The organism is Actinomadura spongiicola, from assembly GCF_003432485.1.
Classification (GTDB): Bacteria; Actinomycetota; Actinomycetes; order Streptosporangiales; family Streptosporangiaceae; genus Spirillospora; species Spirillospora spongiicola.
The window spans coordinates 280,186-306,460 of sequence record NZ_QVNQ01000007.1; the positions used below are offsets into that span (position 1 = coordinate 280,186).

Below are 26,275 nucleotides of genomic sequence, written 5' to 3' on the forward strand. Positions count from 1 at the left end.
TTGGTCGAGGATCCACTAACGTCCAGGTTATGGACGACTTGGGCGTCGCCCTGGTGGTGCCGCGCCAGGGGCCCGCGGGACTCTTCGGACCCTCCGCGGAGCTGTGCGCTCGGCTCGCCGAGGAGGAGATCAACGCCGAGGACGGCGTGCACGGCCGCCGGCTGCGGCTCACCGTCGTCGACGGCGGCGCGCCGCCCGACCGGGTGGCCGACGAGGTCGGCGAGCTGGTCGCCTCCGGTGCCGTGCAGGCGGTCACGGGCTGGCACGTCTCGACCGTCCGGCAGCGGATCGTCCCGCGGGTCGCGGGCCGCGTCCCGTACGTCTACACCGCGCTCTACGAGGGCGGCGAGCGCTCGCCTGGCGTCTTCCTCACCGGCGAGACGCCCGAGGGGCAGCTGCGTCCGGCGCTGGGCTGGCTGTCGTCGGAACTCGGCGTCCGGCGGTGGACGATCGTCGGCGACGACTACGTGTGGCCGCGCGGCACCGCCCGCGCCGTCCGGTCGTACCTGGCCGAACTGGGCGCCGTCCTGTGCGACGAGATCTATGTCCGGCTCGGGACACAGGACTTCTCGGAGCCGCTGCGCCGGATCGACGCGAACGGCTGCGAGGCCGTCCTCATGCTCCTGGTCGGGGACGACGCCGTGGCCTTCAACCGCGCGTTCGGCGCGTCCGGGCTGTCGCAGCTGCGCTTCAGCCCGCTGATGGACGAGAACATGCTGCTCGCCTCGGGTGTGGAGGGCACCCGGGGCCTGTTCTCCGCCGCGGGGTTCTTCGAGACGCTGCCGACCGGCGACGGCCTGGACTTCGGCGCCCGCTACCACCGGCGCTTCGGCCCGCAGGCGCCGCCGCTCAACAGCATGGGGGAGTCCTGCTACGAGGGGGTGCGGCTGCTCGCCGAGCTGTTCCGCCGCAGCGGGGGCGAGCCGGACGTCCGCGCGATGACGGCCGCCTCGGAGGGGCTCGGCTACGACGGCCCGCGCGGTCCCGTCGAGGTCCGCGACCGGCATCTGCGGCAGAAGGTCTTCCTCGCCGCCGCCGACGGGCTGGAGTTCGACGTGTTGTACCAGCTCACCCCTTGACCATTGATTCCAGAAGAAATATTTTCAGCGGAAACTTAAGGGGGGCTCATGGCCACGACATTCGAACTGGGCGACTTCGTCCTGCAAGGCGGCGCGACCCTGCGCGGCGCCCAGCTCACCTACGAGACCTACGGTGAGCTGGCGGCCGACAAGAGCAACGCGATCGTCTATCCCACCTGGTACTCGGGCCGCCACCAGGACAACGAGTGGCTCATCGGCGAGGGCATGGCCCTGGACCCGTCCCGGTACTTCATCATCGTGCCGAACATGCTCGGCAACGGCCTGTCCAGCTCGCCCAGCAACACCCCGCCCCCCTACGACCGTGGTCGCTTCCCGAACGTCACCATGTACGACAACGTCGAGGCCCAGTACCGCCTCGTCACCGAACACTTCGGCATCGAACGGCTGCCCCTCGTCCTGGGGTGGTCCATGGGCGCGGGCCAGACCTACCAGTGGGCCGTCAGCCACCCCGAGATGGTGGAGCGCATCGCCCCGTTCTGCGGCTCGTCCCGATGCAGCTACCACAACAAGGTGTTCCTCGAAGGCGTGAAGGCCGCGCTCACCGCCGACGACGCGTTCCAGAACGGCTGGTACACCAGCATGCCCACCAAGGGACTGCGCGCCGCCGCCCGCGTCTACGCAGGCTGGGGTTTCTCGCAGGCGTTCTACTGGGACCGCCTCTACGAACGGCTCGGTTTCAGCTCCCTCGAAGACTTCCTCGTCGGCTTCTGGGAGGGGTTCTTCCTCGACGACCGCGACCCCAACAACCTGCTCACCATGCTGTGGACGTGGCAGAACGCCGACGTCGGCCGCACCCCGGGCTTCAACGGCGACACCAAGGCCGCGCTCGCGTCCATCAAGGCCCGGGCGATCGTCATGCCCGCCGAGAAGGACCTGTACTTCCCGCCCGAGGACGAGGCGTGGGCCGTCCAGCACATCCCGAACGCCGAACTCCGCGTCATCCCCGGGGTCTGGGGCCACTTCGCGGGCAACGGCATCAACGCCGAGGACACCACCTTCATCGACACCGCCCTGAAGGAGCTCCTCGCGACCTGACACCGATGGGCGTCGGCGGCTTCCGCCTTGCGGCCTTCCGCGCGGCCGCAAGCGGACGCCGGTCCCATGGTTCACGGGGTTCGTCGGTTTTTGCCACTACTCCGGTGGCGAGTCGATCACTACGGTGGCGGCATGAGACCGCGTTGGACCGTCACCGCCCTCGCCGTCGTTCTCGCCGCCGCGCTCGTCCCCGCGGGCACCGCCCAGGCGGCGCCCGCGGCCCCCGCCGGTGGCGGGCACAAGGCCCGGTGCGAGTTCAGGCCGACGCCGGAGAAGCCGCCCGCGAAGGCGGTGCGGCTGCCCCGGCCCACGGCGCCCGCCCGTGGTGACGTGCACGTCGTCCTGGACACCAACTTCGGCGACGTCGCCATCGAGATGGACCGGCGGAACGCCCCGTGCGCCGTGCACAACTTCGAGAGCCTGGCCCGGCAGGGGTTCTACGACCGCACCCGGTGCTGGCGGTTGACGAACTCGCCTCGGCTCGGCGTCCTCCAGTGCGGTGACATCTTCGCCGCGGAGGAGGGCGGCCCCGGCTACGAGTTCGACGACGAGCTCACCGGCAAGGAGACCTACCCGCGCGGGACGGTCGCCATGGGCAACTGGGGACCGGACACCAACGGCAGTCAGTTCTTCCTCGTCCACTCCCGGGCCGACATCCCGCCCGCCTATACGGTCCTGGGCAAGGTGACCCGGGGCCTTTCCGTCCTCGACCGGATCGTGAAGGGCGGGATCACCCCTGGCCCGAACGGGCCCAACGACGGGGAGCCCACCGAACCGGTCAAGATTCACCGCGTGTCCGTGCGCGGCTGACCCCGGGCCCGCAGGCACCTGGTGCCGGTTCACCGGGCAATACCGAGGTCAGTAGCGGTCGCCGGTGACATGGTCGGCGAGGGTGGCCAGCGCCTCCAGGTTCGCGGCGGTCAGGTGCAGGTCGGCGGCGGCGAGGTTCTCCTTGAGCCGGGTCAGGCGCCTGGTGCCCGGGATCGGCACGATGTCCTCGCCGAGGGCGAGCACCCAGGCCAGCGCCACCTGGGCGGGGGTCGCGTTCCGGTCCCGCGCGACGTCGGCGATGGCGGTGACGATCCCCCGGTTCCGCTCGATCGACTTCGCCTGGAAACGCGGGTTGCCCCGGCGCCAGTCATCGGCTTCGAGCTGGTCGACGCTGGTCAGCGCGCCGGTGAGGAAACCGCGGCCGAGCGGCGAGTACGCGATGAACGCGGCGTCGTGCTCCCGGCACCAGGGCAGGACCTCGCTGAGCTCGTCCCGGCTCCACAGCGACAGCTCGCTCTGCACGGCGGCGATCGGGTGGATGGAGTGCGCGGCGGCGAGCTGGTCCACCGTCGCCTCGGATATGCCGAGGTGACGGACCTTGCCGTCGGCGACGAGTTCCCCCATGGCACCCCAGCTGTCCTCGACGGGGACGTCCGGATCCACCCGGTGAAGCTGGTAGAGGTCGATGACGTCGACGTTCAGCCGCCGCAGCGATCCCTCGACCGCGGCGCGGATGTGGTCGGGCCGGCCGATCGGTGTGATCTCCCCGTTCCGCACCACCAGCCCGCACTTGCTGGCGAGCACCACCTCGTCGCGCCGGCCGCGCAGGGCGCGGCCGACCAGTTCCTCGTTGGTGAACGGGCCGTAGACGTCGGCCGTGTCGATCAGTGTGACGCCCTCGTCGATGGCCGCGTTGATCACGCGGATCGACTCCTCGTCGTCGCGGGTGGCCGGGTCGTAGGCGAAGCTCATCCCCATGCAGCCGAGGCCGATGGCCCCCACGGTCAGGCCGCTCGATCCAAGAGTCCGTTGTTGCATGTTCCGCTATCCCTTCCTGGTGAGCGTCGATCCGCTGAGGGAGATCGAGGCGCCGTTGATCGTCCCGTTGGCGGTGACGCCGGTCTTGTCGTTGAGCGTCAGCGTCGAGCCACTGACCGTGTACTTTCCGGCGTAGGCGGCCTTCCGGCCGTTGAAGTCCTCGACGAACGTGCCGTCGGCGTTCAACGCCAGGCGCAGCGTCCCGTCGTCGCTTCCCCAGGTGCCCACCAGCGTGCCGGTGCGGGATGCCGCCGCGGGACGGTTCTCCTCGTCTGCACATGCTGTGGCAGTGAACAGCGCCGTGGCGGCGAGCGCCGTGCCGACGCCGAGCGAGAACATCCTGGACACATGGGCCCCCTTCGCCGTGGTTCCGGTCAGTCGCGGGCCTTCATCGTGGGACGCGCGGTGGGAAGTACCCAGGGCTCTGCGTTTCCTGGGTCTGACAGGAACAGGCAACGGGACGGGAACGAGGCGACAATGACCTCATGGACCAGCGAACCGAACTCGGTGAGTTCCTTCGGTCCAGGCGGGCTCGCCTGCGGCCCGAGGACGTCGGACTTCCGGACTTCGGACGACGCCGGGTACCCGGGCTGCGCAGGGAGGAGCTGGCCGGCCTCGCGGGAGTCAGCGTCGACTACTACGTCAGGCTCGAACAGGGCCGTGCGCGGAACGTCTCGTCCGCCGTGCTCGACGCCGTCGCGCGGGCGTTGCGGCTGGACGACGACGAGCACACGTACCTGCGCGCCATCGCCAGGCCCGTTTCCGCGCGGCGGCGAACGTCCCGTCCCGAGCGGGTGCGTCCCGGGCTGCAACGGCTCCTCGACGTGAGCGTGAACGTCCCGGCGTATGTGGTCGGCCGCCGTGTCGACGTCCTCGCCTGGAACCGTCTTGCCTGCCTGCTGTACACCGACTTCGCGGCGCGTGCCCCGGAACGGCGGAACTGGGCCCGCATGATCTTTCAGGAACAGGAGATTCGGGACCTGTTCGACGACTGGACCGTCAAGGCGCGTGAGACGGTGTCGTACCTGCGCATGCGCGCCGGTGCCCATCCCGCCGACCCCGACCTGATCGCGCTGGTCGGCGAGTTGTCGGTGACGAGCGAGGAGTTCCGGCACTGGTGGGCGAGCCACGAGGTGCACGACAAGAGCCACGGCCGCAAGCGCCTGCGCCACCCGGTCGTCGGCGACCTCGTCCTCGACTACGAGGCGCTACGGCTGCCGTCGGATCCCGACCAGGTCCTCGTCACCTACACCGCCGAGGCGGGTTCCGCATCGGAGGAAGCGCTCACCTTCTTGTCGAGCTGGAGCGCCGACAGCCCGGACCACGCCGAACGCGCCCCCGGGCACTGAGCGAACCCGCGTGGGCGTAGCCGGACCGCTGCCGCCACGCCCACGCGCTCGGCGCGAGGTCAGAGCGGATAGTGGGCGGGTTCGCCTCGCATGGTGATCCAGCGGGTCTCGGTGAAGGCCTCGATGTTCGCGGCGGCGCCGCCGAAGCGGGAACCGGTGCCGGAGGCCCGGACGCCGCCGAACGGCACGTTGGCCTCGTCGTTGACCGTCTGGTCGTTGATGTGGACGATGCCCGTCGGGATCTGCTCGGCGACGGCCAGACCGCGCATGGCGTCCCGGGTCACGATGCCGAGCGACAGGCCGTACTCGCTGGCGGCGGCGAGCTCCACCGCCTGCTCGACCGACGACACGCGGGTGACAGGGGCGACCGGGCCGAAGACCTCCTCGGCGAACGCGGGCGCGGTCAACGGGATGTCGGCCAGCACCGTCGGCCGGTAGAAGAGCTGCTCGTAGGTCCCGCCGGAGGCCAGTTTCGCGCCCTGGTCGACGCTGGTGGAGACCAGGCCGTGGATCTTGTCGCGCTGGCCGGCGTCGATGACGGGGCCGAGCGCGACCTCGCCCGCGGCGGGGTCGCCGACCACGAGCCCGCCCGCCCTGGCGGCGAGGCGTTCGACGAAGTCGTCGTAGAGACCGTCGGCGACGAGGTGACGGCCGGTGGTCATGCAGATCTGGCCCTGGTGGAAGAACGAACCCCAGGTGGCCAGGTTCACCGCCGCGTCCACGTCGGCGTCGTCCAGCACCAGGAGGGCGGAGTTGCCGCCGAGCTCCAGATGGGCGCGCTTGAGGTGTTTGCCCGCCAGCTCACCGATGCGGCGGCCGACCGGGGTGGAGCCGGTGAAGGAGATGACCCGGACGTTCGGGTCGGTGATGAGCGCCTCGCCGACGTCCGCGCCGCCGGGCAGCAGGTGCAGGACGCCCGGCGGCAGCCCCGCCTCCTCGAACAGCCGGACCATCAGGGCGCCGCCCGTGACCGCGGTGCGCGGGTCGGGCTTGAGGAGGACGGCGTTGCCGAGCGCGAGCGCCGGGGCCACCGACCGGATGCCGAGGATGATGGGCATGTTGAACGGCGAGATCACCGCGACGACACCGGCGGGCATCCGGCGCGCCATGGACAGCCGCGGCTCCTCCGAGGGCAGGACCTCGCCGATCGCGCGGGCGGGCAGGGCCGCCGCCTCGTAACACTCCTCGGCCGCCACGTGCAGGCCGAACCCGGCCACCGGCGGGACGGCTCCGACCTCGCGGATGTTCCAGCCGCTGATCTCCTCGGCGTGCTTCTGCCACAGGTCACCGGCCCGCCGGAGAACCGCGGCGCGGGCGGTGTGCGGCAGGGCGGCCCACTCCCGCTGCGCCCGCGCGGCGCTGGCGGCGGCCTCGGCGACGTCCTCGGGCGTCGCCTGCCCCATCCGGCCGAGTTCGGCGCCGGTGGCGGGCTCGACCACGGCGTAGTCGCCGCCGCGTCCCGCCGTCCACGCACCGTCCTTGAAGATCTTTCCTTGCCAGTCGACGCTGTCGAGCAGTCCCACGGGTCGGTCCTCCTTCTCTCTGTCGTGTCTCAAGGGTCTTTCAGTGCTTCATGCGCAGGACCGGTTTCAGCACCTCACCGCGGCGGCTGTCGTCGAGCGCCTGTTCGATGTCGGGCAGCTCGTAGAAGCGCACCAGCCGGTCGAACGGGAACCGGCCCTGGCGGTTCAGTTCGACCAGGGTGCCGATGAGGACCTGGCCGCGTCCGCCGCCGCCGAGCGTGCCGACGATCCGCTTGCCCCACAGCGTGTCCAGATGGTCGAGGGCGAACTCCGCCCCTGCGGGCGCGCCGCCGATGAGCACGCAGGTGCCGAGCATCCCGACGCTGTCGGCGGCCTGCCGCACCACGTCGATCACGCCGGTGCACTCCAGCGCGTGGTCGGCGGGGCCGCCGCAGATCCGGCGCACCTCCGCCACCGGGTCGGTCTCGCCGGCCTGGACGGTGTGCGTGGCGCCGAACTCGGCGGCCAGCGCGAGCCGGGACGGGTGCCGGTCCACGGCGATGATCGTCGTGGCGGGCGACAGCCGGGCGGCCATGACGGCGGCCAGGCCGACCGCGCCGACGCCGTACACGACGAGGCTCGCTCCGGGACGCGGCCGGAGGGTGTGGAACACCGCGCCGGCGCCGGTGGAGATCCCGCAGGCCAGCGGGCCGAGCATCTCCAGCGGGGCCGTGTCGGGCACCACGACCAGGGCTTCCGCCCAGGTCAGCGCGTAGGTGGAGAACGACGACTGGCCGAAGAAGTGGCTGTGCACGGACGAGCCGTCGCCGCGCCGCAGCGCGCTCTGCCCGGCGCGCGGGCCGAGCAGCCGCCCGCCCCCGCACAGGGCCTCGCCGAGCCGGGCGCAGTAGCGGGGCTCGCCGTCGCGGCAGTTGCGGCACGACCCGCAGGACGGCCAGCCGATGACGACGTGGTCGCCCGGCCGCACGGCGGTGACCCCGTCGCCGACGGCCTCGACGACGCCCGCGCCCTCGTGGCCGAGCACGCCTGGGAACGGCATCGGCAGGTCGCCGTGCCGGGTGATCTCGTCGGTGTGGCAGATCCCCGAGGCGACCACCCGAACCAGGGCCTCACCGGGGCCGGGCTCGTCGAGTTCGAGTTCCTCCACGCGGAACGGGCCGCCCAGCTCGTCGACGACGGCGGCGCTCACTCTCATGACGGGTTCCTCCCCTGGACGAGGTCCGGACGGCGCGGCCGCGGGACCAGGCGTTCGACGAGCCGGGCCGCGTCGAGGACGGCGTCGTCGCGTCCCGCGGCCCCGGCGAGCTGGAGCCCGACGGGCAGGCCGTCGGCGAGCGCCACCGGCACCGAGACCGCGGGCACCCCGGCGGCGTTGAACAGCGAGGTGAGCCGGGTCAGCACCGGCTCGACGGGCCACTCGCGGCCCGCGACCTCGACGGTCATCGCGCCGATCGGCGGCGCCGTGATCGGCACCGTGGCCCCGGCCAGCACGTCGTGGGAGGCGAGCGCCTCCGTCAGGAACGCGACCGTGCGGGCTATGGCGGCTTCGTCCTGCGCGGCGTCCTCGGCGGTGCGCGGTGGTAGGCGCATCAGCTCGGCGATGTCCGGGCCGAACAGGGTGGGGTTCTGTTCGAACGCGTCCCGGTGGTAGGCGCCCGCCTCGGCGAGGATCCTGTTCAGCACCGCCTCCGGCATGCGCGGCTCGTCGGGGACGACGACGTCCTCGACCTGGACGCCGTGCTCCTCCAACCGGGCGCGGACGTCGGCGAGGGCCGCGCGCACCTCGGGCGCCAGGACCGCGTCGAACCAGCCGCCGAGCCACCCCACCCGTGGCGCCGGAGAACCGGCCGGGGTCCCGGTGAGCGGCGTCGCGGTGAGCGCGGACGCCAGCAGCGCGGCGTCGTCCACCGTGCGCGCGAGCACACCGAGGTGGTCCAGGGACGGGGCGAGCGGCAGCACCCCGTCGAGCGGGATCCGGCCGCGGGTCGGCTTGAACCCGACGCAGCCGCTCAGCGCGGCGGGAATGCGCACGCTGCCCGCCGTGTCGGAGCCGACCGCCCCCAGGGAACTGCCCGCGACGACGGACGCCGCCGATCCGCCGGACGAGCCGCCGGGAACGTGCCCCCGCCGGTACGGGTTGTGGGTGGGCCCGAAGAACGGGCTGTCGGTGCGCCCGCCCCAGGCCAGCTCATGGGTGGTGTGCTTGCCGAGGATCACGGCGCCCGCGTCCCGAAGGCGCCGCACGGCCTCCGCGTCCCGCGCGGGGACGTGGCCGGTGAAGCGGGGCGACCCGTAGGCGGTGGGGACACCGGCCGTGTCGATCAGGTCCTTGACGCCAACGGGGAAGCCGTGGAGGGGGCCGCGCCGGACACCGCTCTCCACTTCGGCGGCGAGTTCGGCGGCGCGGGCTCGGGCCGCGTCGGCCGTCACGGTGGCGTAGGCGTTCAGCCGCGGTTCGGTCGCCTCGATCGCGGCGAGCATCCGCTCGGTCAGGTCGACCGGCGATTCTGGCTCAGCCGAGGACATCGGGCCTCCGCACGTGGTCGCCGACGGGGTACAGGCTCACATCGGTCCTTCCCCGTACCATGCCCCACAGCCCGCCCGGCAGCCACGATGCCACCGCGGGGCCGACGGCGCCCAGGAGAACGAGACACCAGGAACGCGGGCTCCCAGCGGATCCCGCATCCGCCGATCACCACGATGACGACCGTAGTCGGGGGGAAATCAGCGGAGCAAGGACATGTTCCGATGGTTGGAACGCGATTTTGGCATTTGGAACTCAGGCGGAGGTGGGGCGGTAGCCGAGGCGCTTGGAGATCTCGGCGACGGCGTGCCGTAGGGGCGGTTCGACGCGTCCGGCCAGCGCCTCGACCGTGGTGGGCGCGACCGTCAGGTGGACGGCCACGTTGACCGCCGCGACGACCGTCCCGCACCGGTCGCGCACCGGCGCCGCGAACGACCGCAGGCCCGGCGCGAGCTCCTCGTCGTTGACCGCGACACCGTACTCGCGGATCCGGGCCAGCGCCGCCGTGAGCTGCTCGCGGTTCGTGATCGTCTTCGGTCCCCGGCGCGCCATGTCGGTGCGGTCGAGGATCTGCCGCAGCTCCGCCGCGTCCTTGTGCGCCAGCAGCGCCTTGCCCATCGACGTGCAGTACGCGGGCAGCCGCGACCCCACGTGCAGGTTGAGGTCGACGGCCAGCGCGCTGCGCCGCCCGCTGCGCCTACGGTCCACGTAGACGACGTCGGGTCCGTCGCTCAACCCCATGCTGGCCGTGAAGCCGGTCTCGTCGGCGAGCGCCTGGAGCGGGGGACCGGCGAGCCTCGTCAGCTCCATGGAGTCGATCGCCGCGAAGCCGAGGCTCATCGCACGCGGGCCGAGGAGGTACTTCCTCGTCTCCGGATCCTGCTGGAGGTACTCAAGTCTGGTCAGCGTGGCGACGTAGCGGTGCGTCGTGCTCTTGTTGAGCCCCACCGCGCGGGCGAGGTCGGCGACCCCCAGCACCGACCGCTCGCCGGTGAAGGCGGACAGGACGCGCAGCCCGCGCTCCAGCGAGGCGGAGAAGGACGGGTCGGTCGCCGCGCGACCACGGCGCTGGACGGGATTCTCGCTCACAATGATCAGAATACGTCGTCATCGTTCCAATAATCGGAACGCTCTGATCGTGGACGGCCCCGTGATGGCAGTCTTTCAGAGTCGGAGCCGACGAGAGCGAGCGAGGAGAAACGAGCCCCATGTCCGAAACGGAGCCCACCGGGAACGGCTGGCGCAGACCACGCGTCGGGCACTTCATCGGTGGCGACTGGACGGAGTCGGCCTCCGGACGCTCGTACCTGAACCGTTCCCCCTGGTCGGGGGAGACGCTCAGCGAGGTCGCCGCGGGTGACGTCGAGGACGCCGACCGCGCCGTGACCGCCGCCCACTCCGCGTTCGACGGGTGGGCCGGGACGCTGCCGCACCGGCGGCAGCGGGTCTTCCTCCGCGCGGCCGACATCCTGGAACGCCGCCACGACGAGGTCCTCGCCGCCCTGGCCGCGGAGACCGGCTGCGGCCGCGTCTTCGGCGGCGTGCAACTCGACTTCGCGACCCGGCTGCTCCGCCAGGCCGCCCAGCTCGCCTACCGGCCCGCGGGGGAGCTGCTGCCGTCGGACGTCGAGGGCACCCGCGCCATGGCCGTGCGGCGTCCCGTGGGCGTGGTCGCGGCGATCGCCCCCTGGAACGCCTCCCTCACCCTCGCCGGACGGGCGATCATCGGGCCGCTCGCGCTCGGCAACACCGTGGTGCTGAAACCGTCCGAGGACGCCCCTCACACCGGCGGCGCGCTCTGGGCGGAGATCCTCCACGAGGCCGGTCTGCCCGCCGGGGCGCTCAACGTCGTCACCCACGCGCCCGGCGAGGCGGGCGGGATCGGCGACGCGCTGCTGTCGAGCCCGCTGGTGAAACGGATCAACTTCACGGGCTCCACCGCGACCGGCCGCCGCCTCGCCGAGAAGGCCGGCCGGCACCTGAAGCGGATGGTCCTCCAGCTCAGCGGCCAGAACCCGCTCATCGTCGCGGGTGACGCCGATCTCGACTACGCCGTGAACGCCGCCACGTACGGCGCGTTCGTCCACCAGGGTCAGGTGTGCATGTGCGCCCGGCGCGTCTACGTCGAACGCCCGCTGGCCGAGGAGTTCGCCGAACGGTTCGCGGCCAGGGCGGCGGCACTGCCGACCGGCGACCCGTCCGATCCGGCCACCGTCGTGGGCCCGGTGATCAACGAGTGGGCCCTCGCCCTGCTCGACCGCCGGGTTCGGGAGGCGGTCGAGCTGGGCGCCCGCGTGCTGGCGGGCGGCGTGCCCCGGCCGCCGTGCTATCCGGCCACCGTCCTCGCCGACGTCCCGGACGAGGCCGAGATCGCGCAGGGCGAGACCTTCGGCCCGGTCGTGGTCCTGGAGACGGTCGACTCGGCCGAGCGGGCCGTGGCCCGCGCCAACACCTCCGACCTGGGCCTCGTCGCCTCGGTCATCACCGGTGACCGTTCACGGGGCCTCCGCCTGGCCTCCTCGCTCGACGTCGGCATCGTCCACGTCAACGACCAGCCCGTCAACGACGAGCCGCACATGCCGTTCGGCGGGGTCAAGGACACGGGGTGGGGACGGTTCGGACTCGAGTTCGCGGCCGAGGAGTTCTGCGAACTCCAGTGGATCACCGTCCGCGACCAGGACCGCGACTTCCCCCTCTGACCCCCGGCACGTCCTCCACGACCTGGACGGGATGGCGCACGACGGCCCCGAACAGGTAACCGAACGTGTTGAAGGTCGTCCGCTCGGGCTGGACCGTTCCGGCCGAGTCGGTGACCCGGGCCAGCAGCGTCGTGGACCCGGTCCGGCGCGGACGCCAGTCGATCTCCCACCGGCGCCAGCCCCGCTCCCGCCCCAGCAGCCGGGCGTGCCGCCAGGTCGCGCCGCCGTCGGTGCTGACCTCCACCTTCCCGACGTGCCGGCCGGGGGCCCAGGAGCGGCCGCGCAGCACCAGCGGACGTCCGGCGCGGACGGTGGCGGGCCACGGCAGCTCGAAGGCGCTCTTGGCGACCTGCCCGGTCAGCGGCTCGCTCCCCTCCGGCGGGTAGTCGGGACCGAAGAACCGATAGGACTGGGTGTTCCACGGGGAGAACAGCGGATGGTCGGCGACCTCGATGGACCCGAGCCACTTCACCGACGCGATTCCGACCCATCCGGGCACCAGCAGGCGCACCGGGAAGCCGTGGTCGGGCGGCAGCGTCTCGCCGTTCATCTCGTAGACGAGCAGCGCGTCCTCGAGCGCCTTCGCGACCGGCAGCGGGCGCCGGACGCGGCCGAGGTCGACGCCTCCGCTGACGACCGTCGGGTCCAGGCCCTGGGGGAGGACGTCCACCGCCGAGCGCAGGAGCCCGGCGCGTTCCAGCACGGTCGCGAGCCGCACCCCGCGCCAGCGCGCCACCCCGACCCCGCCGAGCCGCCAGGGTGTGCCCTCCGCGCGCTGCCCCTGCTGGACGTCGAAGAACGAGCGCCCGTTCCCGGCGCACTCCACGGCGGCGCTCACCGTCACGGCGGGCAGACGTCGCAGGTCCTCGTACCGGAACGTCACGGGCCGCTCGACCGAGGGCGCGCCGCGCAGGCCCGTGCCGTACAGGCGCAGCCGCCAGGTGCGGACGTCGATCCGCGGGGTGCGCGTGTGGTTGCGGACGAAGAACCGGTCGTTCGGGACGTACAGGCCCTGGCCGCGCATGGCCTCCCAGCGCATCTCGGCGTTGGACCCGTGGACGATGAACAGCTCAGGGGGCAGGGGTTTGACGATCGGGCCGTCCGCCACGAACCGGGAGGCCGCCTGGGCGGCTCCGGGCCGCGACCAGTGCCACGTCGCGGCCGCGCCGCCGGTGAAGGCCAGCGCGCGCAGCAGGTTTCGACGGTCCCGGACGTCGCCGGAGGCGAGCCACTGCCGCATCCGTGTCCGGTCGTAGTGGGCTTCGGTGGTCAGCTCGTCCTCGTCCATCCGATATTCCCCCATATTCTACCGATTAACTAGGAATTTAGCCCCAGGTGCCGGTCGGGGCAAGGAGAACGTCGGTGTTGAAGCAGACAGCCGGGGCGTCACGACCGTGGAGCGGACGCCGTCATCGGGTGGCCGCTACTCCGACCATGAACGACGACGACGCCCGCTCCAGCCCCCGCTATCGGTAGATCACCCTTCTTCCCAGGTGACGCTGCCGACGCCCGTGCCGCCGAAGCAGCGAGCGCTCGAGAGACCGGACTGGCCGGGGTTCAGCGTCCGCCACGCGCCGGTGGCGTCCGGCCATCCCCCGCAGACCACACTGGCGCGGAAGCCGCGCACCACGTTGCCGTTGTTGGTGCAGTGCGCGTGACCCCAGTAGCCGTCGGTGTCCGTGCGGCACGTGAGAGTCTTTTCGGCCGTGGCGCTTTCCTGCGGTATCGCGGCGGCGGAGGGCGCCATCGCGAGAAGTGGCAGTGCGGCGACCGTCGCCGCCGCGAGATTGCGCCGCAGTTTGTGAGTAGACGTATTGCCCGTCATTTGAATCTCCTTGGTTCTTTTGGCGGCGCACCTGACGGGCGCCGTGAGACGAGGAGATCCCAGGTGTGAAGGTGTCCAACAGGGCTGCGGACAGACCCGTCCGCATCCGTCCGCGCAGGACCCGATCCCGGACGTCAGGCGGCCGTCCGACGCCACGATCGGACGCGTTCGGCAGCCGCTCGGACACTCTCGGACAGCGCCGCCACCAGAAACTCCAACCACTCCACAAATCCACACCAGTTCTCGACACCGACACACATCCCCCCTGCGTATGAGCGGCACAGAAGGGTATTCACCGGTGCGGAAGTAGGCGATCTCGGCGAAACCTGCGCGCGTATTTCACGGGGGAGAAAGCACATGCGGGAATTCGACCGTGGGCCGACGGAGCAGCTCGCCGAACTGTTCGCGCGGGTGCCGGACCCGCCCGTCGAGTCGGCGTACTGGACCGACTGGGGGCCGATCTTCTACCGTGGCCGGCTCGACGGCTCGGCCCGCGTGCTGGTCGTGGCGTCCGACCCCGGGCCGACCGAGCGGATCGCCGGGCGCAGCCTCGTCGGCAACGCGGGCCAGCGCGTGCAGGGCTTCCTCGCCAAACTCGGGCTGACCCGCTCCTACGTCTGCCTGAACGCGTGGGCCTACGCGGTGCATCCGGGTCAGGCCCTCGCCATGAAGGACCGGCTCGACGACCCCGAGCAACTTCGGTGGCGCAACGCGGTCTTCGACCGGGCGGTCGGCACGTCGTTGCAGGCGATCATCGCGATGGGGTTCATGGCCCGGGAAGCCGTACGGCTGTGGACGTCCCGCCCTCCGGCGTCGCTCGTCGAGGTCCCCCACCCCTCGAGCCACGAGTCGGACGAGCTGCTGAAGGCCTGGCGCGACGCCATCACCCGGCTGCGTCCGATCGTCACCCCGGACGATGACGGCGACAACACCGGTCCCAACTACGGAAACGAGTTCGAGGAATCCGACTACAGCCCCATCCCACGCAGTGACCTGCCGTTCGGCGCGCCCACGTTCCTCGGCGACGACGCCTGGGTGCGCGCACGACCGGGCAACGCGCAGAACTCCGTCAGCCGTCCCAGACCAGACGACGAGCACACACTGATCTGGAAGGCCCCGGTGACCTGATGGCGCTCGTCCTCCACGGGACGGTCGTCACGTTCGACGACGACCACCGGATCCTCGACCCCGGAGCCGTGTACATCGGCGACGACGGCCGCCTGGCCGCACTGCGAACCCCCACACAGCGACCACCCGCCGGCTTCTCGGACGCGCCCCACGTCGACACCGAAGCGCTGATCCTCCCCGGCCTGATCGACCTCCACAACCACATCGCCTACAACACGCTCCCGCTGTGGGAGGCGGTCGGCGTCCCCTACCTGCACCACGACCGCTGGGTCGACGAGCGGCGCCCACCCGACTACTCCACCACCGTCACCTGGCCCGCCAGGGTCCTCGGCCAGGCCGCCCCCGAGCTCTGATCAAATACGTCGAGGTCAAGGCGCTGGTCGGCGGAACCACGGCCATCCAGGGCGCCCCACGTTCCACCCGCTCCGTCGACGGCTGGCTGCTGCGGATCATCGACAACGAGAAGCTCCCCCTCGGCACCGACATGGTGATGACCGCCGCCCTCCAACTCGACGCCGACGAACTCCGCGACGAACGGGCGCCGCTGCTGGACGGCACCCGCGTCCTCATCTACCACGTCGCCGAGGGCGTCACCGGCTCGACCGTCCACCGCGAGTTCGACGACCTCGAACCATGCCTCAAACCTGGCCTGATCGGCGTGCACGGCACCGCCCTGACCGCCTCCGACTTCAAGAAATGGCGCGACGCCGTCGCGTCGATCGACCCCACCGAGAAGGGCACGGTCGTCTGGTCACCGTTCTCCAACCTCTGGCTCTACCACCAGACCACCAACGTGCTCGAAGCAGACCGCAAGGGCCTGCGCATTGCGCTCGGCTCCGACTGGTCTCCATCAGGTACCAAACACGTCCTCGGCGAACTCAAGGTCGCCGACATCGTCAACCGGCACGTCCTCGACGGCCGCTTCACCGACCGCGACCTGTGCGACATGGTCACCGCCAACCCCGGCGACGCGCTCGCGACCGCCTGGGGCCCACAGATCGGCCGCCTAAGCCCCGGCTCCGCCGCCGACCTGCTCGTCCTCGAAAGGCACAACCCGTCCGACGACCCCTACCGCAACTTGATCAACGCGACCGAACGGCACGTCCACCTGGTCCTGGTCCGCGGCCATCCCTACTACGGAACCCCCGAACTCATGACCGCCGTCAAGGCCACCGACACCGACTCGATCACCGTGGCCGGAACCCAACGCCACGTCACGGTCCGCCGACCGAACCGCCCCGACGCCCACCTAACCTGGCCCGACGTCGAAAACGAACTCGCAAGAGTCCGCGCCGACCCGACAACGGCCTGGCACGAGTCCCAACGCACCCTCGCCGCCTGGCCCGGCCCTCTAGACGCCCCCGGCACCCCCCTCCGCCTGTTCGGCGACATGCCGGACGGCGACCTGACCACCTTCGCCCCCGGCCAAATCCCACCCGACCTGGCAATCCCACCACTCGACTCCCTAACCCACGACGAGAACTACTTCGCCGCCATAACCCGAAGCGCCATCCCCGACCTCCAACACCTGGCCCCCTACTACACCTGACCCAGCGGGCAGCGAGAACCGACGCCGAGGCTCCCGGAGAATCGCCCCGCCAAACGTGCGGGCTTGGACCTCAGGCGGGAAGGACGAGCGCCGCGGTGAGGATGAGCGGCGGCTTGGCGGACATCGAGGCTTGCCGATCGAGGAGTTCCAGGCGATTCCGCAGTCGCTGGTCGAGTTCGACCGCCTTGCGGTTGAGACTCTCAGCCGATTCCTTGGGCCTCTCTCCGGCCCGCTCTTTCCCGGCCGCCAGAACGGCGTCGGCGATGAGACGGTCGCGTTCGCCTTCGAGTCGACTGGTGACGAGTGCCCGTGTCTTCGCGAGTTCGGCCGCACGCCGGGACCGGACGTCGGCGAGGTACTCGGGTAGCCGGTGCGAGACGATCCAGGTAATGGCCCTGTCCTCGGCGTCCGCCAGCCACGGCGGTGTCCTTGCGGTGGTGACGGCCGCCGGTGCGTCGGGAGCGGCGCAATCCAGATACGGTGCCGGGCCGGCGGGGGTCACGGTGCCGTGGCTGTCGACGTAGGCGTACCCGAAGCGCCGGGCGACGGACGCGCCGGTGGCGTCGGCCACCTCCTCGATGACCCCGACCAGCAGATGCGGCTCCTTGAGCTTCGAGGAGACCAGGACGGTGCCGGAGTTCAACGCACCGCCGAACCGGCGGATGGTCTCCTCCATGACGGCGTCATGGAGCGGGTGCCCGGGCGCGAGGAGATCGGCGCGTTTCGCGGCATTGGACGGGATGCGGGAAAGGTCGAAGGTAACGCGGTCGTAGCGAGCGGCGATGGGGGCGCTCTTGGCGGCTCGGATATGGGCCGGCACGCTTGCGATCTCGTAGTGGCCATGGCCGCGGTGAACGATACGGCCGCCGAGTCTGGTGAACGCCTCCTTGAAGGCCGCCTCGACGTAGGTCGGCTGGAGCCTGCGGGCGCGGGCATCGTCCATCGCGGTGCGCAACGCGGCGAGATCGGCCTCGGTCAGGTGTTCGGACGCCAGCGCACGCTCGTCGAGCAGATCCTTGAGCCCGTCGCCGACCGAGTGGTCGATGACCTCGTGCATCCTGGCCTTCACTTCGGGGCGCTCGCCGTACTGGACGGCCTGCATGAGAAGAATGCGGAGCGGGGTGTCGGTGAAGGCCTCACCGAGGACGTCGAAGACCTTGCCGCCGTACGCCCTGCGCTGCTCATCGATCTTCTTCAGGAGTCGGATGAAGACCTCACCCTCACGGGTGTTGGAGGCGACGAGGTTCCACAGGCGGCAGACGTGCTCCTGGCCGATGCGGTGGATACGGCCGAACCGCTGCTCGATGCGGTTGGGGTTCCAGGGGAGGTCGTAGTTGACCATCAGGTGTGCCGCCTGAAGGTTCAATCCCTCACCCGCGGCGTCGGTGGCGACGAGAATCCGGCAGGCGGGATTCTTCGTGAACTCCTCGGTGATCCGGCGGCGCTCGTCCCGGCGTACGCCGCCGTGAATGGCCGTGACGGCCTCGGGGTGGCCGATCAGCGAGCCGATTCGCGCCGTCAGATAGTCGAGGGTGTCGCGATGTTCGGTGAAGATGATGAGCTTTCGGGGTTTGCCGTCCACGTCCGTGGTCAGAACATTGTCCCGGAGGATCGTGGACAGTTCCGTCCACTTGCGATCGGTGCCGAGGGCGCGGACACGTTCGGCGACCGAGGTCAACTCGGCGAGCTCTCGCAGTTCACGGTCGAGTTCCGCGACCGTCTGTGCCGCGGTCGCGGAGTCGAGCAGTTCCTCTTCGAGTTCCTCGATCTGCTCGGCGTTGAACTCGTCGGCGTCCAGACCTACCAGATCGACCGTCGGTTGGAACTCTCGGTAGGTGCCGTTCAGAACCTCCTGCTTCTTGCGCTCCAATCGCTTCGATCTACGGACGAGGCTCTGGTAGATGGCCTCGGGGCTTGAAGCGAGACGTCGCTGGAGGACCGTCAGCGCGAATCCGACGGTGTTCTTGCGCTTGTCGCCGATTCGCTCGGCCCGGTTCATTCCCTCACGAACGTAGGAGGTCACCTGGTCGTAGAGTGCGTACTCCAGTGCGGTGAGTTCATAAGGGACGGTCTCTGCGATCCGCTCGGGGAAGAGCCTTCTGCCGTCGAAAGTGAGCAAATCCTCTTTGATCATGCGGCGCATGATTCCACCGGTGTCCGCGGAGCCCTTGCCTCGGCCTGCGAACCTGTCGCGGTCCAACAGGGTGAGAAAGAGTTGGAAGTCTTCCTCCTTGCCCGGGTGCGGGGTCGCGGTCATCAGCAGAAAGTGGCGAGTGAGCTCCCCGAGCGACTCGCCGAGCTGGAAGCGCTTGGTCTTCTCCAGCTTGCCGCCGAAGTAATGGGCGCCCATACGATGTGCCTCGTCAACGATCACCAGGTCCCATTCGGTCTCCCTCAGCTCTGCCTGCAGGCGTTCGTTGCGGGAGAGTTGGTCCATTCGTGCGATGAGGAGTGGGGCGGTCTCGAAAACGTTGCGATTGATGTTGGCGTCGGCATATTGATTGGTCAGCAGGTCGAAGTGAAGGCCGAACTTGAAGAACAACTCGTCCTGCCACTGTTCGACCAGCCCGCCCGGCGCGACCACCAGACACCGCTCCACGTCGCCGCGCAGGATCAACTCCTTGATGTAGAGCCCGCCCATGATTGTTTTTCCGGCACCCGGGTCATCTGCGAGCAGGAAACGCAGCGGCGAACGCGGTAGCAGTTCGCCGTACACCGCACGGATCTGGTGCGGCAACGGTCGTACGTCGCTGGTGGCGACAGCCAGCATCGGGTCGAACAGCCCTGCCAGGTTGATACGTTGCGCCTCCGCCGCCAGCTTGAAGTCCGATGCGGGTGCGTCGAAGGCGCGGCTGCCGGATCGCGCGACGCGGAGCCTGGATTCGTCCTTGCGGAAGACGACCCGCTGACCGAGAGATCCTGCCGTCGTCTTGTAGGTCAACTCGAGCGCGTTCGTGCCGTGCCATTGCACGGCGATGACGGTGAACACCTCATCGGGAACGAGGCCCTCGATCCGCAAACCCGCCTTCAGCCCCTCAAGCCGCACGGATACCCCCCGCTGGACAGCGCGCCATCGCTAGTCTGAGACACCGCAGATCGAGTTCGCGGCCCCGTGCCGGTGCTCGGGGCCAATCTTCGCAGAACCCGACTGACTTTCAGGGCCATGGAACGAAACGAACGACAGCGGCTCCGCAAGATCAATGATGAGGTCGCCGCCTGGTCGAACAGGCCCAGGCCGTGCTCTGGCACCGCGTCCAGGTCGCCATGGCGGCCGAAAGCGCCGTCGAGTCGCTTCGTCACGGCGTCGTGGACGTTCGCGTGGATAGAACGGTCGACTGGCGCGTGATGCCCTTGCGGTCAGGTGACGGCCGGCTCTTGGGCGCGATCGCCGGACACGCGGACCAACCCAGCATGGACCCCGGCGAGGAGGGGACGCTCGCACGCCTCACCACCGAGGTCGCGAAAGCGCTTCAAGACGTCAATGCGGTGCTGGGTGCCCGACGGTACTTCAGTGGGCGCACAAAGCGCGGCGCAGGAGAGGCCGCGGCGCGGTTCCTGCTCAACTACCGTGAATGGGGCCTGGCGTCCGGGATTCCGCGACTTCTGATTCGCCTCTCCCCGCCGAGTGAGAGGGCCTCCGAGGTCGACGTGGCGCACGCACTCGCCGACCGGGTCGGTCTGAAGTGGTGGATTGCCGACCTGGGAACAGCACCAGAAGTCATTTCCAGAGCGGAACTCGCGGACCTTCCGGCTTCGATCAGAACGATCGAGAAGGTGTTCGAGGAGGAAGCGGCCTTCCGTGACGCCGCCACGTCCGCAGCGCAGGCCGTGCGGTCGTCCGAAGTCCGGCGGATGCTGGCGGACATGCCCGTGGAGCGGTTGAAAGAGGCCACCCGCGGTCGGCTTCGTATCGGTCCTCTCACCGACGCCGGACTCGCCACCGTCCAGGCCGTGCTCGATTACGGGAACCGACTCGACTACCTGCCCGGGGTGGGGTACACGACCGCCGCTCGGGTGCGCGGTGCGGCGCAAACGCTCAGGCAAATGACCCACGACGAGATGCCGGTCCGCATCGACATCGAGAGCCGCACGCCCGAAACGACCGAACTGCTGCGGCGTCTCGCAGCGTGGGACGGCATGCGTCGGACGAAGGGCGCCGTGACCGACCACGCGCGTGCCAAGGCACTGAAACCGCTCGTGCGTGCCCTCGACCATACGGTGAGTCACCTGGTCGTGTTCGCCCACGGCTCGGAGGTCGCTGAGTTCCGGAAGGCGGTCGTCGCGGTCGACCGGCGTGCCCTGCTCTTCGGTGGCGCGAGCGAGAGAAGGGCACACTCCGACCCGTGGGACGATTTTCTCAGTCGGCCCGCCGACTATTTCGCCATGCTCTCCGAGCTGGGCTTCCTGACCGAGGACGAGCAGAAGACTCACGGTGACCTACCCGACGAGATCATTGAGGCGGTCCGACGACTCCAGCTCGATACCGAGTACCTTTCCGCGTCACTGCGCGGCTACCAGAGCTTCGGCGCCCGGTTCGCGGTCGTCCAACGAAAAGTGATCATCGGCGACGAGATGGGTCTGGGTAAGACCGTCGAAGCCCTCGCGGTCCTCGCTCACCTGCGCGTCGGCGGCGACCACCATGCGGTGGTGATCTGCCCGGCGGCGGTGGTGACCAACTGGGTCCGCGAGATCTCGTCGAAGACGACGCTGCGCCCGCATCGGGTCCACGGGCCGGGTCGTGAAGCCGCGGCCCGGAACTGGTCCCGCACCGGCGGAGTCGCGGTCACCACGTTCGAGACGCTCGGCTGGTTCGAGGACCTTGTCCACGCGGCCGACCTCGGCTGCGTCGTTGTGGACGAGGCCCACTACATCAAGAACCCGACCGCGCGCCGGACTCAGCGGACGAGGGCTGTCATGGACGCCGCGAACAGGGCGATCCTGCTCACCGGCACCCCGCTGGAGAACCGCATCGACGAGTTCCGCAACCTCGTGGGCTATCTGCGGCCGGATCTGATCGTGGACGCTGGTGAATTCGCACCTCGACGCTTCCGTCGCCAGGTCGCGCCAGCGTACCTGCGAAGAAACCAGGAGGACGTGCTGACCGAGCTGCCCGAACTCGTCGAAGTCGAGGAATGGCTGCCGATGTCGCGCAGTGACTTCGCCGCGTATCGGAGCGCTGTGGCCGCCGGAAACTTCATGGCCATGCGGCAGGCCGCGATGTCGCAGGGGACAGGATCCGAGAAGATCAACCGACTTGTCGAGATCGTCGGGGAAGCGGAGGACAACGGACGACGGGTCGTCGTCTTCTCCCATTTTCGTGGCGTGCTTGACCAGATCGCCCGGACGTTGCCTGGAAAAGTCTTCGGTCCTCTGACCGGCTCGGTGCCCGCCGCGGCGCGGCAGACGATGGTCGACGAGTTCTCCGCGTCCGGGCACGGCGCCGTGCTCGTCGCACAGATCGTCGCCGGGGGCGTCGGCTTGAACGTTCAGGCGGCCTCGGTGGTGGTCATCTGCGAGCCGCAACTCAAGCCCACGACCGAGTGGCAGGCGATCGCGCGGGCGCACCGGATGGGCCAGTTGAAATCCGTGCAGGTCCACCGGCTCCTGTCTGAAGAGGGCGTAGACCTGCGAATCACCGAGATCCTCGCTCGCAAGCGGGAGCTCTTCGATGACTTCGCGCGTGTCAGCGAGACCGCCGACAGCGCCCCAGAGGCGGTCGACATCTCCGAGGCCGACCTGGCCCGTGACGTGATCGCCGCCGAGCGAGAGCGCCTCTTCTCCCAGGGGCCCGCGCAGTCGCCCGAAGGCGAGCAAGCCGTCTGAGGCCCGCGGCACTGTCCCGGCCCGGCGTCGTTGTCGACGGTGATCTCCGAGCCAACTGCGACGTTGCCCAACCGCCGGGAAACCCATTGGTCCAGTCGCGTCGGGTGGCCGAGCATGGAGCGTGTGGATGTTCCCGAACTTTCCCCTGAGGATGTGGGCTTCCTACTTCGTGACCTGTGCATCCGCCTGGGGTTCTGTCTGTCGCCGGCAGATCAGGCGGCGCTCTGCGCATCGCCACCGGGGGATGTGGACTCGTTCACGGATGCGGTCTTTCGGGCCGAGGGCTTGGACGCATCGCTTCACCGGAGACTGCGGCGTCAGGTTCGGGAGATGGTGACACGGGCATTCGAGACGGACGGCGACGCGGGTCCGCGCTGGCGGCGTGAGTACAAAACGGTCGAACAAGGTGGGGCCGAGGCCGGGTAAGCCGCACAGGGCCCTACACCGCTCCCCGGTTGTGGGAAGAGCCTGGCCCATGTAGGCGCATTGAGGGCGGGACGCGCCGGGTGCTTACGCTCAGTGCATACTCGGGCAACGAGACGTGGCGTATCAACGCCTGAAGGACGCGGTAGAGGGCTTCCGTCCTAGAGAGACGGGCGCTTGGGGGCTGAGCTGGGCAAAAGCGGTTCGTCATGCCGCGTATCGTCCGGGAACTGTGCTGTGTGGCCGCCCTTGGCGGTATACGGCTGCGTCCGGTCCCCAAGTGGGGTGCGAGGTGTTCTCGCAGGCCACGGTCGGGGTTTGCTGGTGGGTGGCGCGCCCGGCAGGATTCGAACCCGCGACCGTCGGATTAGAAGTCCGATGCTCTGTCCAGCTGAGCTACGGGCGCATGGCGCCCGGCTGGACGCCGGGACACAGTGTAAGGGGGCTGGTCCCCGGGCTCCACATCTATACGTCGTTACCGTGCGTGAGGGCGCGGCGGAGGCTTGTCTTTGGTCGGTGTGGTGGTGCACGGGTTGTCGTGGCATCCGGAGGCGGTGGGGTTCGACGGGGCGCCGCGGGTGTTGGGGGTGGATGCGCGGGGGCGGGAGGTTCTGAGCTGGGTGCCGGGGCAGCCGTTGCCCGGGTACGCGGGTTCGGAGGAGGCGCTCAGGGGCGGTAATTGCGGCGGTACCACGAGGCGGTGGCGTCGTACGGGGTGCCGGAGGGGGCGGTGTGGGACGGGGAGCCGGAGGTCGTCGGGCGCTGTGATGTGACGCCGGAGAACGTCTCTTTCGTGGTGGGGTGCGGGTGGCGTTGATCGATTTCGACTGGCCCACTACACGGTGGTTCGACGTGGTGAGGGCGTTGGGGCATTGGGGGCCGATCGCCGATCGGGACGCGGTGCTTCGATGTGGGGCGGCGGTTGCGGGTTTCTGTGACGCCTACGGGGTGGATCGGGGGATGCGGCGGGACGTCCTGTCGGCCGCGCGGGTAAGGTTCGAGCGGTCTTGCCGGGCGATGCGGGGCCGGGCCGAGGGTGGTGGGGGCTGATGTGGCCCGGGGCGGGGCAGCGGATACTGCGGGCAGCATTGGTTGGAGCGGAACTGGGATGAGCTCGATGCGTGTCTCTGGTGAAGGGCTGCTTCTCGGGGTGGCGTTGGACGCGCTTTTCGGGGACCCGAAGAGGTGGCATCCGGTCGCGGGATTCGGGAGGGTCGCTTCGGTGACCGAGCGGTTTCTGTACAAGGATTCGCGGTGGCGTGGGGTTGTTTTCGCCGGGGTTCTGGTGGGGGGCGCCGGGGTCGGTGGGGTTGTGCTGGAGCGGCTTGGGCGGGGGAGCGTGCTGGTGACCGCTGTTTCGACGTGGGTCGTGCTCGGCGGGACCTCGTTGGGGCGGGAAGGGCTCGTGATGGCGCGGGCTTTGGAGCGTGGGGATTTGGTGGCGGCGCGGGAGCGGCTGCCGCATTTGTGTGCGCGGGATCCTCAGGGGTTGGACGAGGCGGGGTTGGCGCGGGCGGTGGTGGAGTCCGTGGCGGAGAACACTTCGGACGCGGCGGTCGCCCCACTGGTGTGGGGCGCGGTCGCGGGTGTTCCGGGGTTGCTCATGTATCGGGCCATCAACACGTTGGACGCGATGGTCGGGTACAGGAATCCGCGGTATGAGCGGTTCGGGTGGGCGGCGGCGAGGTTGGACGATGCCGCCAATTGGGTTCCGGCGCGGTTGACCGGCGCTTTGGTGGGGTTGTGTTCGGGGCGTGAGGCCTGGCGGGTGTTCTTGCGGGACGGGAAGAAGCATCCGAGTCCGAATGCGGGGCGGGTCGAGGCCGCGTTCGCCGGGGCGCTCGGTGTGCGGCTGGGCGGGGTGAACGAGTACGGCGGACGGGTCGAACGGCGTCCCGAAATGGGGGACGGGCGGGCACCCGAGGCGCGGGACATTCGCAGGGCGGTGGGCCTTTCGGCGGTGGTGACGTTCGCGGCGGCGGCCGTGGTCTGGGGCCTGCGGTGAGCGGGCTGCTGGTCGCCGGGACGACGTCCGACGCGGGAAAGAGCGTGGTCACGGCGGGGTTGTGCCGGTGGCTCGCGAGGCGGGGTGTGCGGGTCGCGCCGTTCAAGGCGCAGAACATGTCGCTGAATTCGATGGTGACGAGTGACGGCGCGGAGATCGGGCGGGCCCAGTACATGCAGGCGCAGGCGGCGGGGGTCGAGGCGCGGGCCGTGATGAATCCGGTGCTGCTCAAGCCGGGAAGCGACCGGCGCAGCCAGGTGGTGGTTCTGGGACGCCCGGTGGGGGAGGTCGACGCGCGGCGGTACGGGGAGTACAAGGAACGGCTCGCGGGGGTCGTGCGGGAGAGTCTCGCGGAGCTTCGAGCAGAGTATGACGTGGTGATCTGCGAGGGGGCGGGGAGCCCGGCCGAAATCAATCTGAGGGCCGGTGACATCGTCAACATGGGGCTGGCGCGGGCCGCCGAATTGCCGGTCGTGGTGGTGGGAGACATCGACCGGGGTGGGGTCTTCGCGTCGCTGTTCGGGACGGTGGCGCTGTTGGAGCCCAAGGATCAGGCTTTGATCGCGGGGTTCGTCATCAACAAGTTCCGCGGCGCCCGGGAATTGCTGGAGCCGGGGCTGGAGCAGTTGGAGAGACTGACCGGACGGCCCACGCTGGGCGTGCTTCCCTGGAAACTCGGGCTGTATCTCGATTCCGAGGACACCCTGGCCCTGGACGCGCCCCGCCCCGACGCGAAAGGCCCGGCCGGTAGGGAGACCCTCCGGATCGTGGTCGTCCGGTTCCCGCGAATCTCGAACTTCACCGATCTGGACGCGCTGGCCTGTGAACCGGGAGTCGTGGTCCGTTACGCGGCCGGCGCCGGGGATCTGGCGGAGGCCGATGTGGTCGTCCTGCCGGGGACGCGGGCGACGGTGAACGATCTGGCGTGGCTGCGGGAACGGGGAATGGCCGACGAGATCGTCCGGCGGGCGCGGGAAGGGCGGCCCGTGCTCGGTATCTGCGGCGGCTACCAGATGCTCGCCCAGGAGATCGTGGACCACGTCGAGTCGGGCGCGGGACGGGTCGAGGGGCTCGGGCTTCTTCCGGCGACGGTCGAATTCGGGCGGGAGAAGACGCTCGGACGGCCGCGCGGACGGGCGTACGGCGAAGACGTCCAGGCCTACGAGATTCACCATGGTGTGGTGGCGGCGGAGGGCGAGCCTTTCCTCGACGGGTGCAGGCAGGGATCGGTTCTCGGGACGACCTGGCACGGCGCGATGGAGAACGACGGGTTCAGGCGCGCGTTCCTCCGGGACATGGCCCGCAGGAGCGGCCGCGCGTTCACACCCGCGCCCGATGTCTCGTTCCAGGCGGTGCGGGAGGCGACGCTGGACGCGCTCGGCGACCTCGTCGAGGAGCATCTCGACACCGACGCCGTGTGGCGGCTCATCGAGCGCGGCGCGCCGCGAGACCTTCCCGTCGTCCCACCGGGCGGAGCGCCCCCCACGGCTGTAGGGTGATCCATTCGAGGGCACCGGGCGCG

General features: G+C 70.0%; 20 protein-coding genes and 1 tRNA gene. 11 read left to right on the forward strand and 10 right to left on the reverse strand.

Going from position 1 to position 26,275, the window contains the following annotated elements; all coding sequences use genetic code 11:
• Window positions 1–29: 29 nt before the first annotated feature.
• The 3 genes from D0T12_RS23285 (at window position 30) to D0T12_RS23295 (ending at window position 2,945) form a co-directional block, all read left to right on the forward strand.
• The gene (locus D0T12_RS23285) at window positions 30–1,079 is read left to right on the forward strand and encodes a substrate-binding domain-containing protein (protein ID WP_117401799.1); all 1,050 of its coding nucleotides are present in this window, start codon (window positions 30–32) and stop codon (window positions 1,077–1,079) included.
• 48 nt (window positions 1,080–1,127) lie between these two features.
• Window positions 1,128–2,135, forward strand: coding sequence for an alpha/beta fold hydrolase (locus D0T12_RS23290; protein WP_117401800.1), 1,008 nt, complete (start codon window positions 1,128–1,130; stop codon window positions 2,133–2,135).
• A 132-nt stretch (window positions 2,136–2,267) separates the two neighbouring features.
• Entirely contained in the window at window positions 2,268–2,945 is a 678-nt protein-coding gene (locus D0T12_RS23295; protein ID WP_117401801.1) for a peptidylprolyl isomerase, read from the forward strand.
• Window positions 2,946–2,993: 48 nt separating this feature from the next.
• Here D0T12_RS23295 and D0T12_RS23300 read toward each other — a convergent pair whose 3' ends face one another.
• Entirely contained in the window at window positions 2,994–3,944 is a 951-nt protein-coding gene (locus D0T12_RS23300) for an aldo/keto reductase (RefSeq protein ID WP_117401802.1), read from the reverse strand.
• 6 nt (window positions 3,945–3,950) lie between these two features.
• Window positions 3,951–4,283, reverse strand: coding sequence for an Atu4866 domain-containing protein (locus tag D0T12_RS23305; protein ID WP_117401803.1), 333 nt, complete (start codon window positions 4,281–4,283; stop codon window positions 3,951–3,953).
• 146 nt (window positions 4,284–4,429) lie between these two features.
• Here D0T12_RS23305 and D0T12_RS23310 point away from each other — a divergent pair, with 146 nt between their 5' ends.
• On the forward strand, window positions 4,430–5,293 hold the full coding sequence (locus D0T12_RS23310) for a helix-turn-helix domain-containing protein (protein ID WP_117401804.1): 864 nt from the start codon (window positions 4,430–4,432) through the stop codon (window positions 5,291–5,293).
• Between the two features lie 59 nt (window positions 5,294–5,352).
• Here D0T12_RS23310 and D0T12_RS23315 read toward each other — a convergent pair whose 3' ends face one another.
• From D0T12_RS23315 to D0T12_RS23335, 4 genes are all read right to left on the reverse strand, one after another.
• Window positions 5,353–6,816, reverse strand: coding sequence for a benzaldehyde dehydrogenase (locus tag D0T12_RS23315; RefSeq protein ID WP_117401805.1), 1,464 nt, complete (start codon window positions 6,814–6,816; stop codon window positions 5,353–5,355).
• 40 nt (window positions 6,817–6,856) lie between these two features.
• Window positions 6,857–7,972, reverse strand: coding sequence for an NAD(P)-dependent alcohol dehydrogenase (locus tag D0T12_RS23320; protein WP_117401806.1), 1,116 nt, complete (start codon window positions 7,970–7,972; stop codon window positions 6,857–6,859).
• Complete coding sequence (locus D0T12_RS23325; RefSeq protein ID WP_117401807.1) at window positions 7,969–9,303, reverse strand: amidase; 1,335 nt, start codon at window positions 9,301–9,303, stop codon at window positions 7,969–7,971. The genes D0T12_RS23320 and D0T12_RS23325 overlap by 4 nt, the downstream gene beginning before the upstream one ends.
• A gap of 253 nt (window positions 9,304–9,556) precedes the next feature.
• Window positions 9,557–10,390 carry an IclR family transcriptional regulator gene (locus tag D0T12_RS23335; protein ID WP_233526242.1) on the reverse strand — a complete coding sequence of 278 codons (834 nt, stop codon included), beginning with the start codon at window positions 10,388–10,390 and terminating at the stop codon, window positions 9,557–9,559.
• Between the two features lie 119 nt (window positions 10,391–10,509).
• On the opposite strand from D0T12_RS23335, the gene D0T12_RS23340 reads away from it, so the two are divergent.
• Entirely contained in the window at window positions 10,510–12,000 is a 1,491-nt protein-coding gene (locus tag D0T12_RS23340; RefSeq protein ID WP_117401808.1) for an aldehyde dehydrogenase family protein, read from the forward strand.
• On the opposite strand, the gene D0T12_RS23345 is transcribed toward D0T12_RS23340, so the two are convergent.
• Window positions 11,963–13,288 (reverse strand): sulfite oxidase, encoded by a 1,326-nt coding sequence (locus D0T12_RS23345; RefSeq protein ID WP_117401809.1) that lies wholly within the window; start codon window positions 13,286–13,288, stop codon window positions 11,963–11,965. The two genes, D0T12_RS23340 and D0T12_RS23345, sit on opposite strands and share 38 nt — an antisense overlap.
• Before the next feature lie 189 nt (window positions 13,289–13,477).
• A complete protein-coding gene (locus tag D0T12_RS23350; RefSeq protein WP_117401810.1) occupies window positions 13,478–13,825 on the reverse strand; it encodes a hypothetical protein in 348 nt (115 codons plus the stop codon).
• 357 nt (window positions 13,826–14,182) lie between these two features.
• Between D0T12_RS23350 and D0T12_RS23355 the strand changes: the two genes are divergently transcribed.
• From D0T12_RS23355 to D0T12_RS23365, 3 genes are all read left to right on the forward strand, one after another.
• The gene (locus D0T12_RS23355) at window positions 14,183–14,953 is read left to right on the forward strand and encodes a uracil-DNA glycosylase family protein (protein ID WP_117401811.1); all 771 of its coding nucleotides are present in this window, start codon (window positions 14,183–14,185) and stop codon (window positions 14,951–14,953) included.
• Window positions 14,953–15,306 carry an amidohydrolase family protein gene (locus D0T12_RS23360; RefSeq protein WP_117401812.1) on the forward strand — a complete coding sequence of 118 codons (354 nt, stop codon included), beginning with the start codon at window positions 14,953–14,955 and terminating at the stop codon, window positions 15,304–15,306. Before D0T12_RS23355 ends, D0T12_RS23360 begins: the two co-directional genes overlap by 1 nt.
• A 137-nt stretch (window positions 15,307–15,443) precedes the next feature.
• Entirely contained in the window at window positions 15,444–16,502 is a 1,059-nt protein-coding gene (locus D0T12_RS23365) for an amidohydrolase family protein (protein ID WP_158581609.1), read from the forward strand.
• Between the two features lie 70 nt (window positions 16,503–16,572).
• On the opposite strand, the gene D0T12_RS23370 is transcribed toward D0T12_RS23365, so the two are convergent.
• Window positions 16,573–19,548 (reverse strand): DEAD/DEAH box helicase, encoded by a 2,976-nt coding sequence (locus D0T12_RS23370; RefSeq protein WP_117401814.1) that lies wholly within the window; start codon window positions 19,546–19,548, stop codon window positions 16,573–16,575.
• 191 nt (window positions 19,549–19,739) lie between these two features.
• Between D0T12_RS23370 and D0T12_RS23375 the strand changes: the two genes are divergently transcribed.
• Entirely contained in the window at window positions 19,740–22,325 is a 2,586-nt protein-coding gene (locus D0T12_RS23375; RefSeq protein WP_199487641.1) for a DEAD/DEAH box helicase, read from the forward strand.
• Window positions 22,326–23,077: 752 nt separating this feature from the next.
• Here D0T12_RS23375 and D0T12_RS23385 read toward each other — a convergent pair.
• Window positions 23,078–23,154, reverse strand: a tRNA-Arg gene (locus D0T12_RS23385).
• Window positions 23,155–23,865: 711 nt separating this feature from the next.
• Here D0T12_RS23385 and D0T12_RS23395 point away from each other — a divergent pair.
• Together D0T12_RS23395 and D0T12_RS23400 are read left to right on the forward strand one after the other, a co-directional pair.
• Window positions 23,866–24,753 (forward strand): cobalamin biosynthesis protein, encoded by an 888-nt coding sequence (locus tag D0T12_RS23395; protein ID WP_117401980.1) that lies wholly within the window; start codon window positions 23,866–23,868, stop codon window positions 24,751–24,753.
• Entirely contained in the window at window positions 24,750–26,252 is a 1,503-nt protein-coding gene (locus tag D0T12_RS23400) for a cobyric acid synthase (protein WP_117401816.1), read from the forward strand. Before D0T12_RS23395 ends, D0T12_RS23400 begins: the two co-directional genes overlap by 4 nt.
• Window positions 26,253–26,275 lie beyond the last annotated feature (23 nt).